This window comes from Vibrio sp. 1727, from assembly GCF_033344415.1.
Classification (GTDB): Bacteria; Pseudomonadota; Gammaproteobacteria; order Enterobacterales; family Vibrionaceae; genus Vibrio; species Vibrio alginolyticus.
Genome location: NZ_JAWPOT010000038.1, coordinates 1 through 15,612 on the forward strand (window position 1 = coordinate 1; position 15,612 = coordinate 15,612).

The window sequence follows — 15,612 nt, forward strand, 5'->3', positions numbered from 1 at the left end:
ATGCCAGGCGACAACGTACAGATGACTGTAGAGCTAATCGCACCAATCGCAATGGACGAAGGTCTACGTTTCGCGATTCGTGAAGGTGGCCGTACAGTAGGTGCTGGTGTTGTTGCTAAGATCTTCGACTAATTCATAGCGAATTAGCGATGCTTTCGGAAAATCTTGAATTAGATTTGACGAACCAGTAGCAAAAAGGGCATCATTTGATGCCCTTTTTCTGCACTCAACATTATTTTTGCTGTTTTCTTGTTCAGAAGTGGGTTGGGCGCAGAGCAAGATTAAGCAAAGAGGCTTAATCTTAAGAAGAGTACGCTGATTTTTTCAGCGATATGGAGTTTGCCCTGCAACAGCGGGGTTGTTGTCGTCTATATTAAGACTTGTAACAGGTTGGTTTTATGAAAGCAAATAATGCTGAAACTCCTGATAGCTCAAACGCAGCAGATACGTTTAAGTGGGTAGCCGCTTTCGTATTGGCAGCTGCCGCTGTTGTGGGTAATTACCTGTATGGTGAAATGTCTGTAGTGGTTCGTGCTGCAGGCGTTGTTGTTCTTATTGCAGCTGCCTTAGGCGTTGCAGCAACAACGACTAAAGGTAAAGCAGCGATCAGTTTTGCAAAAGAATCTCGTATGGAAGTACGTAAAGTTGTTTGGCCTACTCGCCAAGAAACCATGCAAACAACACTGATCGTTTTAGCTGTAAGTATTGTAATGGCTCTAGTGCTATGGGGTATTGACGGAATTATGGTTCGTCTAGTAGCTCTAGCAACTGGGGTATAGAGGGTTTTTATTCATGAGTGAAGCTCCAAAAAAACGCTGGTATGTGGTTCAAGCCTTCTCTGGATTTGAAGGTCGTGTAGCTCAATCTCTGCGCGAGCATATCAAAATGCACGGCATGGAAGAGCTATTCGGTGAAGTACTGGTTCCTACTGAAGAAGTAGTGGAAATGCGCGCGGGTCAGCGTCGCAAATCTGAGCGTAAGTTCTTCCCAGGTTACGTCCTTGTTCAGATGATTATGAACGATGAATCATGGCACCTAGTACGCAGTGTGCCGCGTGTCATGGGCTTCATTGGTGGTACCTCAGACCGTCCGGCACCTATCACGGATAAAGAGGCTGACGCGATTCTTAATCGTCTTGAGAAAGCGAGTGAAGCGCCTCGTCCGCGTACAATGTACGAAGCGGGTGAAGTGGTACGTGTTAACGAAGGTCCATTTGCTGACTTCAACGGTACGGTTGAAGAAGTGGATTACGAGAAGAGCCGCCTGAAAGTGTCTGTATCGATCTTTGGTCGTGCGACACCAGTTGAGCTTGAATTTGGTCAGGTTGAAAAGCTGGACTAAGACTCTTCGTTAAAGAGTATAAAAAATCACCTTTTTAGGGTTGTATAAGGCGCGGATTATGACTATAATTTCGCGCCTTTTTACTTCAAGTGAAGTAAAAAGTTTCTTACACAAACGGGGAGCTGATCCGCGATTAGCGTTTGTACCCAAACTTAGGAATTATCATGGCTAAGAAAGTTGAAGCTTACATCAAGCTACAAGTTGCTGCTGGTATGGCTAACCCTAGTCCACCAGTAGGTCCTGCACTAGGTCAACACGGTGTGAACATCATGGAATTCTGTAAAGCGTTCAACGCAAAAACAGAATCTATTGAGAAAGGTCTACCAACTCCAGTAGTTATCACAGTATACAGCGACCGTTCTTTCACGTTCGTAACTAAGACTCCACCTGCTGCTGTTCTTCTTAAGAAAGCTGCTGGCGTTAAGTCTGGTTCAGGTCGTCCAAACACTGAAAAAGTTGGTACTGTAACTGACGCTCAAATCCAAGAAATCGCAGAAACTAAAGCTGCTGATATGACTGGTGCTGACATCGAAGCGATGAAGCGTTCTATCGCTGGTACTGCTCGTTCAATGGGCCTAGTGGTAGAGGGTTAATAAGATGGCAAAACTAACTAAGCGCATGCGCGTAATCCGCGAAAAAGTTGACGTAACTAAAGAATACGAAATCAACGAAGCTGTTGCTCTTCTTCAAGAACTAGCGACTGCTAAATTCGTTGAGTCTGTAGACGTTGCTGTTAACCTAGGCATTGATGCTCGTAAATCTGACCAGAACGTACGTGGTGCAACTGTACTACCTCACGGTACTGGCCGCGAAATCCGCGTTGCAGTGTTCACTCAAGGTGCTAACGCTGAAGCAGCTAAAGAAGCTGGCGCAGACATCGTAGGTATGGAAGATCTTGCTGAGCAAGTTAAGAAAGGCGAAATGAACTTTGACGTAGTTGTTGCTTCTCCAGATGCAATGCGCGTTGTAGGTCAACTAGGTACTATCCTAGGTCCTCGCGGTCTTATGCCAAACCCTAAAGTTGGTACTGTAACTCCTAACGTTGCTGAAGCAGTTAAAAACGCTAAAGCTGGTCAGGTTCGTTACCGTAACGACAAAAACGGCATCATCCACACTACTATCGGTAAAGCAAACTTCTCTGCTGAGCAGATCAAAGAGAACCTAGAAGCACTTCTAGTTGCTCTGAAGAAAGCTAAGCCATCTTCAGCGAAAGGTACTTTCCTGAAGAAAGTAAGCATCTCTACTACTATGGGTGCTGGTGTTGCTGTTGATCAGGCTAGCCTGAACACTCAAGCATAATTTATTTGCTTAGGCGCAAAATTAGTGTATAATTTTGCGCCTAATATTTGTGGTTGGGGCTGAACTTTGGTTCTTTGAACTGTCTCCTAGTTCGAAATGAATTAAGACCCAGTCTCCGTCCAAGACCGTAGGTGTTTGTGTAAAAGCAAACTTAATTATCCTACGTAGATGGTGCCCGAACTGACAGAAAGCTCTATGTAATATAGTTAACTTTCTTCTGGGGAAGCACCTCAATAGCTCTCACTGTCGTGATGATAGTGAGTGGTGTAACGACAACCAGGAGTAAATCCAAGATGGCTTTAAACCTTCAAGACAAAAAAGCAATTGTTGCTGAAGTCAACGAAGCTGCCAGTGGTGCACTTTCTGCAGTTGTAGCTGATTCTCGTGGCGTTCAAGTTGGCGCGATGACTTCTCTACGTAAACAAGCTCGTGAAGCTGGCGTTTACATGAGAGTTGTTCGTAACACTCTTGCTCGTCGTGCGGTTGAAGGTACTGAGTACGAGTGTCTAACTGACACTTTCACTGGTCCTACTCTAATCGCATTCTCTAATGAGCACCCAGGTGCTGCAGCGCGTCTTTTCAAAGACTTCGCTAAAGAGAACAAAGATTTCGAGATCAAAGCTGCTGCATTTGAAGGCGCTTTAACTGACGCTGAAGTACTAGCAACACTACCAACTTACGACGAAGCAATCGCACGCCTAATGATGTGCATGAAAGAAGCTTCGGCTGGCAAGCTGGCGCGTACTATCGCAGCTATCCGCGATCAAAAACAAGAAGCAGCGGCATAAGCCTTGCTTTTTACTGGTTGCTTAATAAACTTATTGTTGACTTAAAAGAGAATTGTTATGTCTATTACTAACGAGCAAATCCTAGACGCAGTTGCAGAAATGTCTGTAATGCAAGTTGTTGAACTAATCGAAGCAATGGAAGAGAAATTCGGTGTTTCTGCTGCTGCTGCTGTTGTAGCTGGCGGCGCTGCTGCAGGCGAAGCTGCTGCTGAGCAAACTGAATTCGACGTAATCCTAGAAGCTGCTGGCGGTAACAAAGTTGCTGTAATCAAAGCAGTACGTGGCGCAACTGGCCTAGGTCTTAAAGAAGCTAAAGCTCTAGTAGACGGCGCTCCAGCACCTCTTAAAGAAGGTGTTGAGAAAGCAGAAGCTGAAGCTCTTAAAGCTCAGCTAGAAGAAGCTGGTGCAACTGTTGCTGTTAAGTAATTATTGCATAGTTTCTTAGCCTAACGGCTAATTGGCTGGTGGTTTTTTAACCACCGGCCTTTTTGCGCTGTAGGGTATAGGCGAATTTTCCCGCTGTTTAAGCGCCTGATATCCATGCAAAAAACATTTCATTCTTACGAAATGAAATGTCACTACAGTAAACAGCTATATTAGTCACTGTCCCTTACCCCCCTTAAGTAACTAGGAGCGGGCGGACAGTTTGGGTCACTTATCAGCGAGCTGAGGAACCCCATGGTTTACTCTTATACCGAGAAAAAGCGCATCCGTAAGGACTTTGGTACTCGTCCACAAGTTTTGGACATTCCATACCTGCTATCGATCCAGCTCGATTCGTTCGACAAATTTATCGAACAGGATCCTGAAGGTCAATACGGTCTTGAAGCCGCTTTCCGTTCTGTATTCCCGATTCAGAGCTACAACGGCAATTCTGAGCTGCAATACGTTAGCTACCGTCTTGGTGAGCCAGTTTTTGACGTTAAAGAATGTCAAATCCGCGGTGTAACTTACTCAAAGCCACTACGTGTAAAACTACGCCTAGTTATCTTTGATAAAGACGCGCCAGCAGGTACTGTAAAAGACATTAAAGAACAAGAAGTCTACATGGGTGAAATTCCACTCATGACAGACAATGGTACCTTCGTAATCAACGGTACCGAGAGGGTTATCGTATCCCAGCTGCACCGAAGCCCAGGCGTGTTCTTCGACAGCGATAAGGGTAAGACCCACTCTTCAGGTAAAGTTTTATACAACGCACGTGTTATTCCTTACCGTGGTTCATGGCTTGATTTCGAGTTTGATCCTAAGGATAACTTGTACGTTCGTATCGACCGCCGTCGTAAGCTACCAGCATCGATCATCCTTCGAGCACTAGGTAAGTCGACAGAAGAAATCCTAGATATCTTCTTCGAGAAAGTGAACTTCGAAGTGAAAGACCAAACTCTATTGATGGAGTTGGTTCCTGATCGTCTACGTGGTGAAACTGCGTCATTCGACATCGAAGCAAATGGTAAAGTTTACGTTGAGCAGGGTCGTCGCGTAACAGCTCGTCATATCCGCCAACTAGAAAAAGATGGCGTTGATCACATCGAAGTACCAGTTGAGTACATCGTTGGTAAAGTTGCATCTAAAGATTACATCAATGAAGCAACTGGCGAGATCATTGTTAACGCTAACCAGGAAATCAGCCTGGAAGCATTAGCGAACCTATCTCAGGCAGGCCACAAAGCGCTAGAAGTTCTATTTACGAACGATCTAGACCACGGTCCATTCATGTCAGAAACATTACGTATCGACAGCACGGTTGATCGTATTTCTGCATTGGTAGAAATCTACCGCATGATGCGCCCTGGTGAGCCGCCAACAAAAGAAGCTGCAGAAGCTCTATTCGAAAGCCTATTCTTCTCTGAAGAGCGTTACGATCTATCGACTGTTGGTCGTATGAAGTTCAACAGCTCTATCGGCCGTGAAGATGCTCAAGAGCAAGGCACACTTGATGAAACTGATATCATCGAAGTGATGAAGAAGCTGATCGCGATCCGTAACGGTAAGGGCGAAGTGGACGATATCGACCACCTAGGCAACCGTCGTATCCGTTCTGTAGGCGAAATGGCTGAGAACCAGTTCCGTGTAGGTCTAGTACGTGTTGAGCGTGCAGTTAAAGAGCGTCTAAGCCTAGGCGATCTTGACGCAATCATGCCTCAAGACTTGATCAACGCGAAGCCAATTTCTGCGGCAGTTAAAGAATTCTTTGGCTCTTCACAGCTTTCACAGTTCATGGACCAAAACAACCCGCTATCAGAAGTAACGCACAAGCGTCGTATTTCTGCGTTGGGTCCTGGCGGTCTAACTCGTGAACGTGCTGGCTTCGAAGTACGTGACGTACACGTAACTCACTACGGTCGTCTATGTCCTATCGAAACGCCTGAAGGTCCAAACATCGGTCTGATCAACTCTCTATCTGCGTTTGCGCGTTGTAACGAGTACGGTTTCCTAGAGACACCATACCGTCGCGTTGTAGATGGCGTAGTAACAGACGAAGTAGATTACCTATCTGCAATCGAAGAAGGCCAATTCGTTATCGCACAGGCGAACGCTAAGCTAAACGAAGATGGTACTTTTGCAGATGAGCTGATCACAGCTCGTCAGAAAGGTGAATCTGGTCTACACCCTCGTGAGCACGCTCAGTACATGGACGTTGCGACAAACCAGGTTGTATCTATCGCTGCATCGCTTATCCCGTTCCTAGAACACGATGATGCGAACCGTGCATTGATGGGTGCGAACATGCAACGTCAGGCAGTTCCAACACTGAAAGCTGACAAACCGCTTGTTGGTACTGGTATTGAACGTAACGTAGCAGTTGACTCAGGTGTAACTGCAGTTGCTAAACGTGGTGGTGTAATCCAGTCAGTAGATGCTTCTCGTATCGTTGTTAAAGTTAACGAAGAAGAGCTAGTACCAGGTGAAGCTGGTATCGACATCTACAACCTGACTAAATACACACGTTCTAACCAGAACACATGTATTAACCAGCGCCCATGTGTGATGCCAGGTGAGCCTGTATCACGCGGTGACGTTCTTGCTGATGGTCCTTCAACAGACCTTGGTGAACTAGCGCTTGGTCAAAACATGCGTATCGCGTTCATGCCTTGGAACGGTTACAACTTCGAAGACTCGATCTTAGTATCTGAGCGCGTAGTTCAAGAAGACCGTTTCACGACTATCCACATCCAAGAACTGACTTGTGTGGCGCGTGATACTAAGCTTGGTTCTGAAGAGATCACAGCGGATATTCCAAACGTAGGTGAGTCTGCTCTGTCTAAACTAGACGAGTCAGGTATCGTTTACATCGGTGCTGAAGTTAAGGGTGGCGACATCCTAGTTGGTAAAGTTACACCTAAAGGTGAAACTCAGCTAACGCCTGAAGAGAAGCTACTACGTGCAATCTTCGGTGAAAAAGCATCTGACGTTAAAGATACTTCACTACGTGTACCTAACTCTGTATCAGGTACGATCATCGACGTTCAAGTCTTTACTCGCGATGGCGTAGAGAAAGACAAGCGTGCGCTTGAAATCGAACAGATGCAGCTTAAAGAAGCGAAGAAAGACCTAACTGAAGAATTCCAGATTCTTGAGGGCGGCCTTCTAAACCGTGTTAAAGCTGTATTGATTGAAGGCGGTTACTCTGAAGCGAAACTAGACACAACTGATCGTAAGAAGTGGCTAGAACTAACGCTAGAAGATGACGCACTACAAACTCAGCTTGAGCAACTTGCTGAGCAGTGGGATGAGCTAAAAGCTGACTTCGATAAGAAGTTCGAAACTAAGCGTCGTAAGATCACTCAAGGTGATGATTTAGCACCTGGCGTCCTGAAGATCGTTAAGGTTTACCTAGCGGTTAAACGTCGCATTCAGCCTGGTGATAAGATGGCGGGTCGTCACGGTAACAAGGGTGTAATCTCTAAGATCAACCCTGTTGAAGACATGCCATACGATGAGAAAGGTCAGCCTGTAGACATCGTACTTAACCCACTGGGTGTACCTTCGCGTATGAACATCGGTCAGATCCTAGAAGTACACTTAGGTCTGGCAGCGAAAGGTATCGGTGACAAGATCAACCAGATGGTTAAAGAGCAGCAAGAACTAGCGAAATTCCGCGAGTTCCTACAAAAAGTTTACGATCTAGGCGACACTCGCCAGAAAGTAGACATTGCTTCTCTATCTGATGATGAAGTACGTACTCTGATCAAGAACTTGCGTGGCGGTCTACCAATCGCGACTCCTGTATTTGATGGCGCTCCAGAAGAGTCAATCAAAGCACTTCTTGAGCTAGCAGATCTACCAACATCAGGTCAGTTAACACTGTTTGATGGTCGCACAGGTGATGCGTTTGAGCGTCCTGTAACTGTTGGTTACATGTACATGCTGAAACTGAACCACCTTGTTGATGACAAGATGCACGCTCGTTCAACTGGTTCGTACAGCCTAGTAACTCAGCAGCCACTAGGTGGTAAAGCTCAGTTCGGTGGTCAGCGTTTCGGTGAGATGGAAGTATGGGCACTAGAAGCATACGGTGCTGCTTACACGCTACAAGAAATGCTAACGGTTAAGTCGGATGACGTTAACGGCCGTACTAAGATGTACAAGAACATCGTAGACGGTAACCACAGCATGGAACCTGGCATGCCAGAATCGTTCAACGTACTGTTGAAAGAGATCCGCTCGCTAGGTATCAACATCGAGCTAGAAGACGAAGAGTAATCCTTTTCTCTCTTGATGAAAGTCGAGAGAATCAAAGCGATTATTTGGAAGAAGGTGCTCACTTTAGCGAGTGAGCTCCTTTTAACTCCTTACAGGAGCTGATTGTGAAAGACTTATTAAACTTTCTAAAAGCACAGCATAAGACCGAAGAATTTGATGCAATCAAAATCGGTCTATCTTCACCAGACATGATCCGTTCATGGTCTTTCGGTGAAGTTAAAAAACCTGAAACGATCAACTATCGTACGTTCAAACCTGAACGCGATGGTCTGTTCTGTGCGCGTATCTTTGGTCCAGTTAAAGACTACGAATGTCTTTGTGGTAAGTACAAGCGCCTGAAGCACCGTGGTGTTATCTGTGAGAAGTGTGGTGTAGAAGTTACACAAACTAAAGTTCGTCGTGACCGTATGGGCCACATTGAACTGGCTTCACCAGTAGCTCACATCTGGTTCCTAAAATCGCTACCGTCTCGTATCGGTCTACTAATGGATATCCCTCTACGTGATATCGAACGCGTTCTGTACTTCGAAATGTACGTAGTAACAGAGCCTGGTATGACTGATCTAGAAAAAGGTCAGATGCTTACTGAAGAAGAGTATCTAGATCGTCTAGAAGAGTGGGGCGACGAGTTCACTGCTAAGATGGGTGCGGAAGCTATCAAGGACCTACTAGGTTCTATGGATATGCACGCTGAAGCAGAACAAATGCGTGAAGAGTTAGAGACAACAAACTCTGAAACTAAGCGTAAGAAAGTAACTAAGCGTCTTAAGCTGGTAGAAGCGTTCATCGCATCGGGTAACAACCCTGAGTGGATGATCCTAACTGTACTTCCAGTACTTCCGCCAGATCTACGTCCTCTAGTACCTCTAGATGGCGGTCGCTTTGCGACTTCTGATCTTAACGATCTATACCGTCGTGTGATCAACCGTAACAACCGTTTGAAGCGTCTTCTAGAGCTAGCTGCTCCGGACATCATCGTACGTAACGAAAAACGTATGCTGCAAGAGTCTGTTGATGCGCTACTAGATAACGGTCGTCGTGGTCGTGCGATCACAGGTTCTAACAAGCGTCCTCTGAAATCTCTTGCTGATATGATCAAGGGTAAACAAGGTCGTTTCCGTCAGAACCTTCTAGGTAAACGTGTAGACTACTCTGGCCGTTCTGTAATCACAGTAGGTCCATACCTTCGTCTACACCAGTGTGGTCTTCCTAAGAAGATGGCACTTGAGCTATTCAAACCATTCATCTACAGCAAGCTAGAGACTCGTGGTCTTGCGACTACAATCAAAGCTGCTAAGAAAATGGTAGAGCGTGAAGAAGCGGTCGTTTGGGATATCCTAGACGAAGTAATCCGTGAACACCCAGTACTATTGAACCGTGCACCGACACTTCACCGTCTAGGTATCCAGGCGTTCGAACCAGTACTGATCGAAGGTAAAGCGATTCAGCTACACCCACTTGTTTGTGCGGCGTACAACGCGGACTTCGATGGTGACCAAATGGCGGTTCACGTACCTCTAACTCTAGAGGCACAGCTTGAAGCTCGTACTCTGATGATGTCGACAAACAACATTCTGTCGCCAGCGTCAGGTGATCCGATCATCGTACCTTCTCAGGACGTTGTATTGGGTCTGTACTACATGACTCGTGAAAAGATCAACGTGAAAGGTGAAGGCATGTACCTTTCTGGCCCAGAAGAGGCTGAGAAAGCATACCGCACTAAACAAGCTGAGCTTCACGCACGCGTTAAAGTACGTATTACAGAAACTGTTGTAGACGAAGATGGCAACAGCACTACAGAAACCAAGATGGTAGACACCACTGTTGGTCGTGCAATGCTATGGCAAATCGTGCCAGCTGGTCTACCGTACAGCATCGTTAACCAAAAGCTAGGTAAGAAGCAAATCTCTAACCTACTTAACGAGGCGTACCGTAAACTAGGTCTGAAAGACACAGTAATCTTCGCTGACCAAATCATGTACACAGGTTTCGCATACGCGGCACTTTCTGGTGTATCTGTTGGTATCGACGATATGGTTGTACCTGCAGCTAAGTACACTGAAATCGCAGAAGCGGAAGAAGAAGTACGTGAAATCCAGGAACAGTACCAATCAGGTCTTGTTACTGCGGGCGAACGCTACAACAAAGTTATCGATATCTGGGCATCGACCAACGACCGTGTTGCGAAAGCAATGATGGAAAACCTTTCATCTGAAACGGTAGTTAACCGTGACGGTGAAGAGGAACAGCAAGAGTCATTCAACAGCATCTATATGATGGCGGACTCGGGCGCTCGTGGTTCTGCAGCACAGATTCGTCAGCTTGCGGGTATGCGTGGTCTGATGGCGCGTCCAGATGGTTCAATCATCGAAACGCCGATCACAGCGAACTTTAAAGAAGGTCTAAACGTACTTCAGTACTTTATCTCAACGCACGGTGCTCGTAAGGGTCTTGCGGATACGGCACTGAAAACAGCGAACTCGGGTTACCTAACTCGTCGTCTAGTAGACGTTGCTCAAGACGTTGTTGTAACTGAACATGACTGTGGCACTCACGAAGGTGTCGACATGATGCCTCACATCGAGGGTGGTGATGTTAAAGTTGCACTTTCTGAGCTTGCTCTTGGTCGTGTTGTTGCTGAAGACGTACTAAAACCTGGCACTGAAGACGTTCTTATTCCACGTAACACCCTGATCGATGAGAAATGGTGTCAAATCATGGAAGAGAACTCAGTAGACAGCATGAAAGTGCGCTCTGTAGTAACGTGTGATTCTGACTTCGGTTGTTGTGCACAATGTTACGGTCGTGACCTAGCACGTGGTCACCTAGTGAACCAAGGTGAAGCAGTGGGTGTTATTGCTGCTCAGTCTATCGGTGAGCCAGGTACACAGCTAACGATGCGTACGTTCCACATCGGTGGTGCGGCATCGACAGCAGCGGCAGAGAACAGTGTTCAAGTTAAGAACAACGGTTCTATCAAGCTACACAACGCTAAATCTGTATTGGCTGATGACGGTAAGATCGTTATCACTTCTCGTGCGACAGAGTTAACTATCGTTGATGAGTTTGGTCGTACTAAAGAGAAGCACAAACTGCCTTACGGTACGCTACTAAGCAAAGGCGATGGTGATACAGTTCAAGCTGGCGAAACAGTTGCAAACTGGGAAGCGCACACACTACCTATCATTACTGAGGTAGCAGGTCGCATCCAGTTCGTAGATATGATCGACGGCGTAACAGTATCTCGTCAAACTGATGACCTAACTGGTCTATCTTCAAGCGAAGTAACTGACCCAGCAGCTCGCCCTTCAGCAGGTAAAGATATGCGTCCAGCTATCAAACTTGTTGACGAGCAAGGTAACGATGTAATGATCCCTGGTACTGATATGCCAGCTCACTACTTCCTACCTGGTAAAGCGATTGTGAACATCGAAGATGGCGCAGCAGTAGGTGTTGGTGCAACACTAGCACGTATTCCTCAGAAGTCTGGCGGTAACAAAGATATCACCGGTGGTCTTCCACGAGTTGCTGACCTATTTGAAGCACGTAAGCCGAAAGAGCCTGCAATCCTTGCTGAGCACACAGGTACTGTGAGCTTTGGTAAAGAGACGAAAGGTAAACGTCGCCTAGTGATCACACGTGAAAGCGGTGAAGCTTACGAAGAGATGATTCCTAAGCATCGTCAGTTGAACGTATTCGAAGGTGAAAAAGTTGAACGTGGTGATGTGATCGCAGATGGTCCAGAGTCTCCACATGACATCCTACGTCTACGTGGCGTACACGCGGTAACGCAGTACATTGCTAACGAAGTACAGGAAGTTTACCGTCTACAAGGCGTTAAGATTAACGATAAGCACATTGAAACTATCGTTCGTCAGATGCTACGTAAGTGTACTATTACTCACTCTGGTGACTCTGAGTTCCTACCTGGTGAACAGATTGAGTACTCACAAGTTAAGATTGCTAACCGTAACCTAGAAGCTGAAGGCAAAGAGCCTGCACGTTTCGAACGTGAACTACTAGGTATTACTAAAGCATCTCTAGCGACTGAGTCGTTCATCTCTGCGGCATCGTTCCAGGAGACAACTCGCGTACTAACAGAAGCTGCGGTTTCTGGTAAGCGTGATGACCTACGTGGTCTGAAAGAGAACGTAATTGTTGGTCGTCTGATCCCAGCTGGTACTGGTTTCGCATACCACCAAGAGCGTCAAGCTAAACGTTCTGAAGCGCAAGATGGTCCTTCTGCTGAGCAAGCAACGGATAACCTAGCGGCACTTCTAAACGCTGGTTTCTCTTCTGAAGAGTAAGTCATATAACGAGTAATCGTTAAAAGCTTAAGAAAAAGGCACCTTCGGGTGCCTTTTTAGTTTTTTATACTGCTTTGTTCTTCCGGTGGGATTTTCGATAAAGCTAGAAACAAAAAAGACCGACGATGATCGTCAGTCTTTTCTCTCACTCTATTTCTAAATGTTTGCAAATACTAAGCCCCAGGTGGCATAGACAGGCTTTCTGCGATTTGCTGTATCAGATAGTCCTCGACTTCAAAGCGAGTCTCAAGAATTTCCCCAATGAGACACATATCAGAATCGAAATCATTTAATTCATCATCTTCAGTCACTTCTGAGTACTTATCGTTAAAGTTCAATAATGGTTCAGTCGTTAGAACAATTTGACCATAGGTTTGATTGATCTCATTAGTCACGACAAAGCCGGTTGCTTTCCAACGGTCCATAACCATGTCATAAATTTTAAAGTGGCCTTCGGAGATGTAATCAACGAGGTGCTGACAGAAATCCTGCAGTTCGGAAGGAGATGGGAGTTCAATAACATTGGTTTTCGAACAAGGTTGCAGCGCTGCAAGCTTACAATATTCAACAATCAGGGATTGTCGTGTCTCTAACCAGTGATCAATGACATCACTTGAGCCACCCCACTGGTCTTGTGTTTGTTTGAATTTTCTTAGCATGACCATGCCCTCATGATCTGATCGCCCATCGGCGAACGTATCCTTTGCAAAGCAAAGTTAGTAAAGTTATTACAAACTCTTGTCCTTACTAGAATTTAGAGTGCACATTTACTTAACGATAAACTCTAGTATGAAATTAGATTGCCAGTAAAATGAACGAACTTCAAGCAAAGGGATGGTGTAATGTTAAGAAAAGGTGATGTTAACCGCGCGATAAATGCATACTGGTGTGTTGTTGCAGGAAGTGAAATTTGGCTGGTGGATGGTGCTGTGCCCTTCGGGTCAGCAGAGCAGTTATCACTGCCAGTAACGAGTGCAAGACCCATTGGTGAGTATTCTGGTTCGCCCGTCATGTGGCTTAACTTGGCCGATTTAGAGCATGATCTACCTTTAGTATCCCTGCGTGACTGCCTGCATTTTCCTGAGCCATTATTTATGTTGTTAAGTAAAGCTGTGCAATATGGGCACATGACGCAAAGTTTGCGCTTTTGTCCACAGTGCGGGGGAAGAAACTTTCTTAATAATAACCAGTTAGCCATGCAGTGTGGTGAATGTCGCACCCTTCATTATCCTAGAATATTTCCGTGTATTATCGTTGCTGTACGTAAAGAAAATCAGATCTTATTAGCCCAACATCCAAGGCATCGAAATGGTATGTATACGGTTATTGCGGGTTTTCTAGAAGTCGGTGAGACATTAGAAGAGTGCGTGGCTCGAGAAATTCATGAAGAAACGGGAATTCTCGTTAAAAATATTCGTTACTTTGGCAGCCAGCCTTGGGCTTTCCCATCCAGTATGATGATGGGGTTTTTAGCTGACTATGAATCCGGAGAGTTAAGCCCAGACTACACTGAGCTGTCTGATGCACAATGGTTTGGTATCGACGAGATGCCGCCTGTTGCGCCTAAAGGAACGATTGCAAGAGCACTTATCGAACAAACGCTGAAAGATATAGACTCTAATTGTCTGATAAATAGATAAAAAAAACCCTCCGAGAGGGAGGGGGTAAGTAAGATGTCGTTATGAGATGCTGAGTACTAAGTACTCAGTTTATAATTGTAGTTTTCGCTAGCGAACAAATTTTTAACACTGATACCGATTGGGTGCAAATTAAGCATTGATTTAAAAGTTAATAACTTGATCCAGGTTGCAAAGCACACAGCTATTGGACTTAAATCAGTGATAGAATACCCCCTTTCACAGAAAGCCTAACAGTTGGAATTACGGAATGACTGAATTAAAAAATGATCGTTATCTGCGTGCGCTTTTAAAAGAGCCGGTAGATTACACGCCAGTATGGATGATGCGCCAGGCAGGTCGTTACCTACCAGAATACAAAGCGACTCGTGCAGAAGCGGGTGATTTCATGTCTTTGTGTCGAAATGCAGAGTTAGCATCCGAAGTGACACTTCAACCATTACGCCGTTTTCCTCTTGATGCCGCGATCTTATTCTCGGACATCTTAACGATTCCAGATGCAATGGGGCTTGGTTTGCGTTTTGCTGCGGGTGAAGGACCTGTTTTTGATAACCCAATTACATGCAAAGCCGACGTGGAAAAAATTGGTTTGCCAGATCCTGAAGGTGAACTGCAATACGTAATGAACGCAGTACGCCAGATCCGTAAAGACCTGAAGGGTGAAGTGCCGCTGATTGGTTTTTCTGGTAGCCCTTGGACTCTTGCGACGTACATGATCGAAGGTGGTAGCTCTAAAGCGTTTACCAAGATCAAGAAGATGATGTACGCGGAACCACAAACTCTGCACCTACTTCTAGATAAGCTGGCAGACAGCGTTATCGAGTACTTAAACGCGCAAATTAAAGCGGGTGCGCAATCGGTAATGGTATTTGACACATGGGGTGGCGTACTAACGCCTCGTGATTACAATCTGTTCTCACTGCAATACATGCACAAGATTGTAGATGGTCTGATTCGTGAAAACGACGGTCGTCGCGTGCCAGTCACACTGTTTACTAAGAATGGCGGCATGTGGCTTGAGCAAATCGCAGCAACGGGCTGTGATGCGGTTGGTCTAGACTGGACAATCAACATTGCAGACGCGAAAGCACGTATCGGTGATAAAGTGGCGCTGCAAGGTAACATGGACCCATCAATGCTTTACGCTTCACCAGAGCGTATCCGTGAAGAAGTCGCGGGTATTCTAGAAGGTTTTGGTGATGCAGGTACTGGTCATGTGTTCAACCTAGGTCACGGTATCCATTTGGATGTGCCGCCAGAAAACGCGGGCGTATTTGTGGAAGCGGTACACGAGCTATCTAAGCCATACCACAAGTAAGTTAGATCTTTTGAAATCAAATGCCGGCATTCAGTGCCGGTATTTTTTGCCTAAAATTCATTTTTTCTATCTGAGACTCAAGGCTGTACAGCTCTAGTAGTGTTTGGCCTACCATGATCTAATTACTACTCTAGCTGTACATTAGACATTAAAATTTAATATAAACAAATACTTATAATTTCTGGTTTTATGTTCTAAGTTTCTTGTACAGATAA

11 protein-coding genes and 1 pseudogene are annotated in these 15,612 nt (G+C 45.6%); 11 read left to right on the top strand and 1 reads right to left on the bottom strand.

The features are described from left to right. The 9 genes and pseudogenes from tuf to rpoC form a co-directional block, all read left to right on the top strand. A pseudogene (tuf, locus tag R8O10_RS22650) lies at window positions 1-132 on the top strand (elongation factor Tu); the annotation flags it as partial. 266 nt (window positions 133-398) lie between these two features. After that, window positions 399-779, top strand: coding sequence for a preprotein translocase subunit SecE (gene secE, locus R8O10_RS22655; protein WP_005384680.1), 381 nt, complete (start codon window positions 399-401; stop codon window positions 777-779). Window positions 780-792: 13 nt separating this feature from the next. Further along, on the top strand, window positions 793-1,341 hold the full coding sequence (gene nusG, locus R8O10_RS22660) for a transcription termination/antitermination protein NusG (RefSeq protein WP_005384681.1): 549 nt from the start codon (window positions 793-795) through the stop codon (window positions 1,339-1,341). Window positions 1,342-1,505: 164 nt separating this feature from the next. Next, complete coding sequence (rplK, locus tag R8O10_RS22665; protein WP_005384682.1) at window positions 1,506-1,934, top strand: 50S ribosomal protein L11; 429 nt, start codon at window positions 1,506-1,508, stop codon at window positions 1,932-1,934. Between the two features lie 4 nt (window positions 1,935-1,938). Then, window positions 1,939-2,640, top strand: coding sequence for a 50S ribosomal protein L1 (gene rplA / locus R8O10_RS22670; protein ID WP_005384683.1), 702 nt, complete (start codon window positions 1,939-1,941; stop codon window positions 2,638-2,640). A gap of 293 nt (window positions 2,641-2,933) precedes the next feature. Continuing rightward, window positions 2,934-3,428, top strand: coding sequence for a 50S ribosomal protein L10 (rplJ, locus tag R8O10_RS22675; RefSeq protein ID WP_005382538.1), 495 nt, complete (start codon window positions 2,934-2,936; stop codon window positions 3,426-3,428). A gap of 57 nt (window positions 3,429-3,485) precedes the next feature. After that, the gene (gene rplL / locus R8O10_RS22680; protein ID WP_005382540.1) at window positions 3,486-3,854 is read left to right on the top strand and encodes a 50S ribosomal protein L7/L12; all 369 of its coding nucleotides are present in this window, start codon (window positions 3,486-3,488) and stop codon (window positions 3,852-3,854) included. A gap of 252 nt (window positions 3,855-4,106) precedes the next feature. Next, the gene (rpoB, locus tag R8O10_RS22685; protein ID WP_005384685.1) at window positions 4,107-8,135 is read left to right on the top strand and encodes a DNA-directed RNA polymerase subunit beta; all 4,029 of its coding nucleotides are present in this window, start codon (window positions 4,107-4,109) and stop codon (window positions 8,133-8,135) included. Window positions 8,136-8,239: 104 nt separating this feature from the next. Beyond that, a complete protein-coding gene (gene rpoC / locus R8O10_RS22690) occupies window positions 8,240-12,442 on the top strand; it encodes a DNA-directed RNA polymerase subunit beta' (protein WP_005382514.1) in 4,203 nt (1,400 codons plus the stop codon). A gap of 173 nt (window positions 12,443-12,615) precedes the next feature. Here the strand turns inward: rpoC and R8O10_RS22695 are convergent, their stop codons facing one another. Continuing rightward, a complete protein-coding gene (locus tag R8O10_RS22695) occupies window positions 12,616-13,107 on the bottom strand; it encodes an Rsd/AlgQ family anti-sigma factor (protein WP_005382515.1) in 492 nt (163 codons plus the stop codon). 177 nt (window positions 13,108-13,284) lie between these two features. On the opposite strand from R8O10_RS22695, the gene nudC reads away from it, so the two are divergent. Both nudC and hemE read left to right on the top strand, forming a co-directional pair. Next, window positions 13,285-14,082: an NAD(+) diphosphatase gene (gene nudC / locus R8O10_RS22700; protein ID WP_005382516.1), complete on the top strand. Its 798-nt coding sequence runs from the start codon at window positions 13,285-13,287 to the stop codon at window positions 14,080-14,082. A 247-nt stretch (window positions 14,083-14,329) separates the two neighbouring features. Beyond that, the gene (gene hemE / locus R8O10_RS22705; RefSeq protein ID WP_005384692.1) at window positions 14,330-15,397 is read left to right on the top strand and encodes a uroporphyrinogen decarboxylase; all 1,068 of its coding nucleotides are present in this window, start codon (window positions 14,330-14,332) and stop codon (window positions 15,395-15,397) included. Window positions 15,398-15,612 lie beyond the last annotated feature (215 nt).

Coding starts and splice junctions, on each gene's coding strand:
- secE (WP_005384680.1), top strand. CDS start 399: ATGAAAGCAAATAATGCTGAAACTCCTGATAGCTCAAACGCAGCAGAT.
- nusG (WP_005384681.1), top strand. CDS start 793: ATGAGTGAAGCTCCAAAAAAACGCTGGTATGTGGTTCAAGCCTTCTCT.
- rplK (WP_005384682.1), top strand. CDS start 1,506: ATGGCTAAGAAAGTTGAAGCTTACATCAAGCTACAAGTTGCTGCTGGT.
- rplA (WP_005384683.1), top strand. CDS start 1,939: ATGGCAAAACTAACTAAGCGCATGCGCGTAATCCGCGAAAAAGTTGAC.
- rplJ (WP_005382538.1), top strand. CDS start 2,934: ATGGCTTTAAACCTTCAAGACAAAAAAGCAATTGTTGCTGAAGTCAAC.
- rplL (WP_005382540.1), top strand. CDS start 3,486: ATGTCTATTACTAACGAGCAAATCCTAGACGCAGTTGCAGAAATGTCT.
- rpoB (WP_005384685.1), top strand. CDS start 4,107: ATGGTTTACTCTTATACCGAGAAAAAGCGCATCCGTAAGGACTTTGGT.
- R8O10_RS22695 (WP_005382515.1), bottom strand. CDS start 13,107: ATGGTCATGCTAAGAAAATTCAAACAAACACAAGACCAGTGGGGTGGC.
- nudC (WP_005382516.1), top strand. CDS start 13,285: ATGTTAAGAAAAGGTGATGTTAACCGCGCGATAAATGCATACTGGTGT.
- hemE (WP_005384692.1), top strand. CDS start 14,330: ATGACTGAATTAAAAAATGATCGTTATCTGCGTGCGCTTTTAAAAGAG.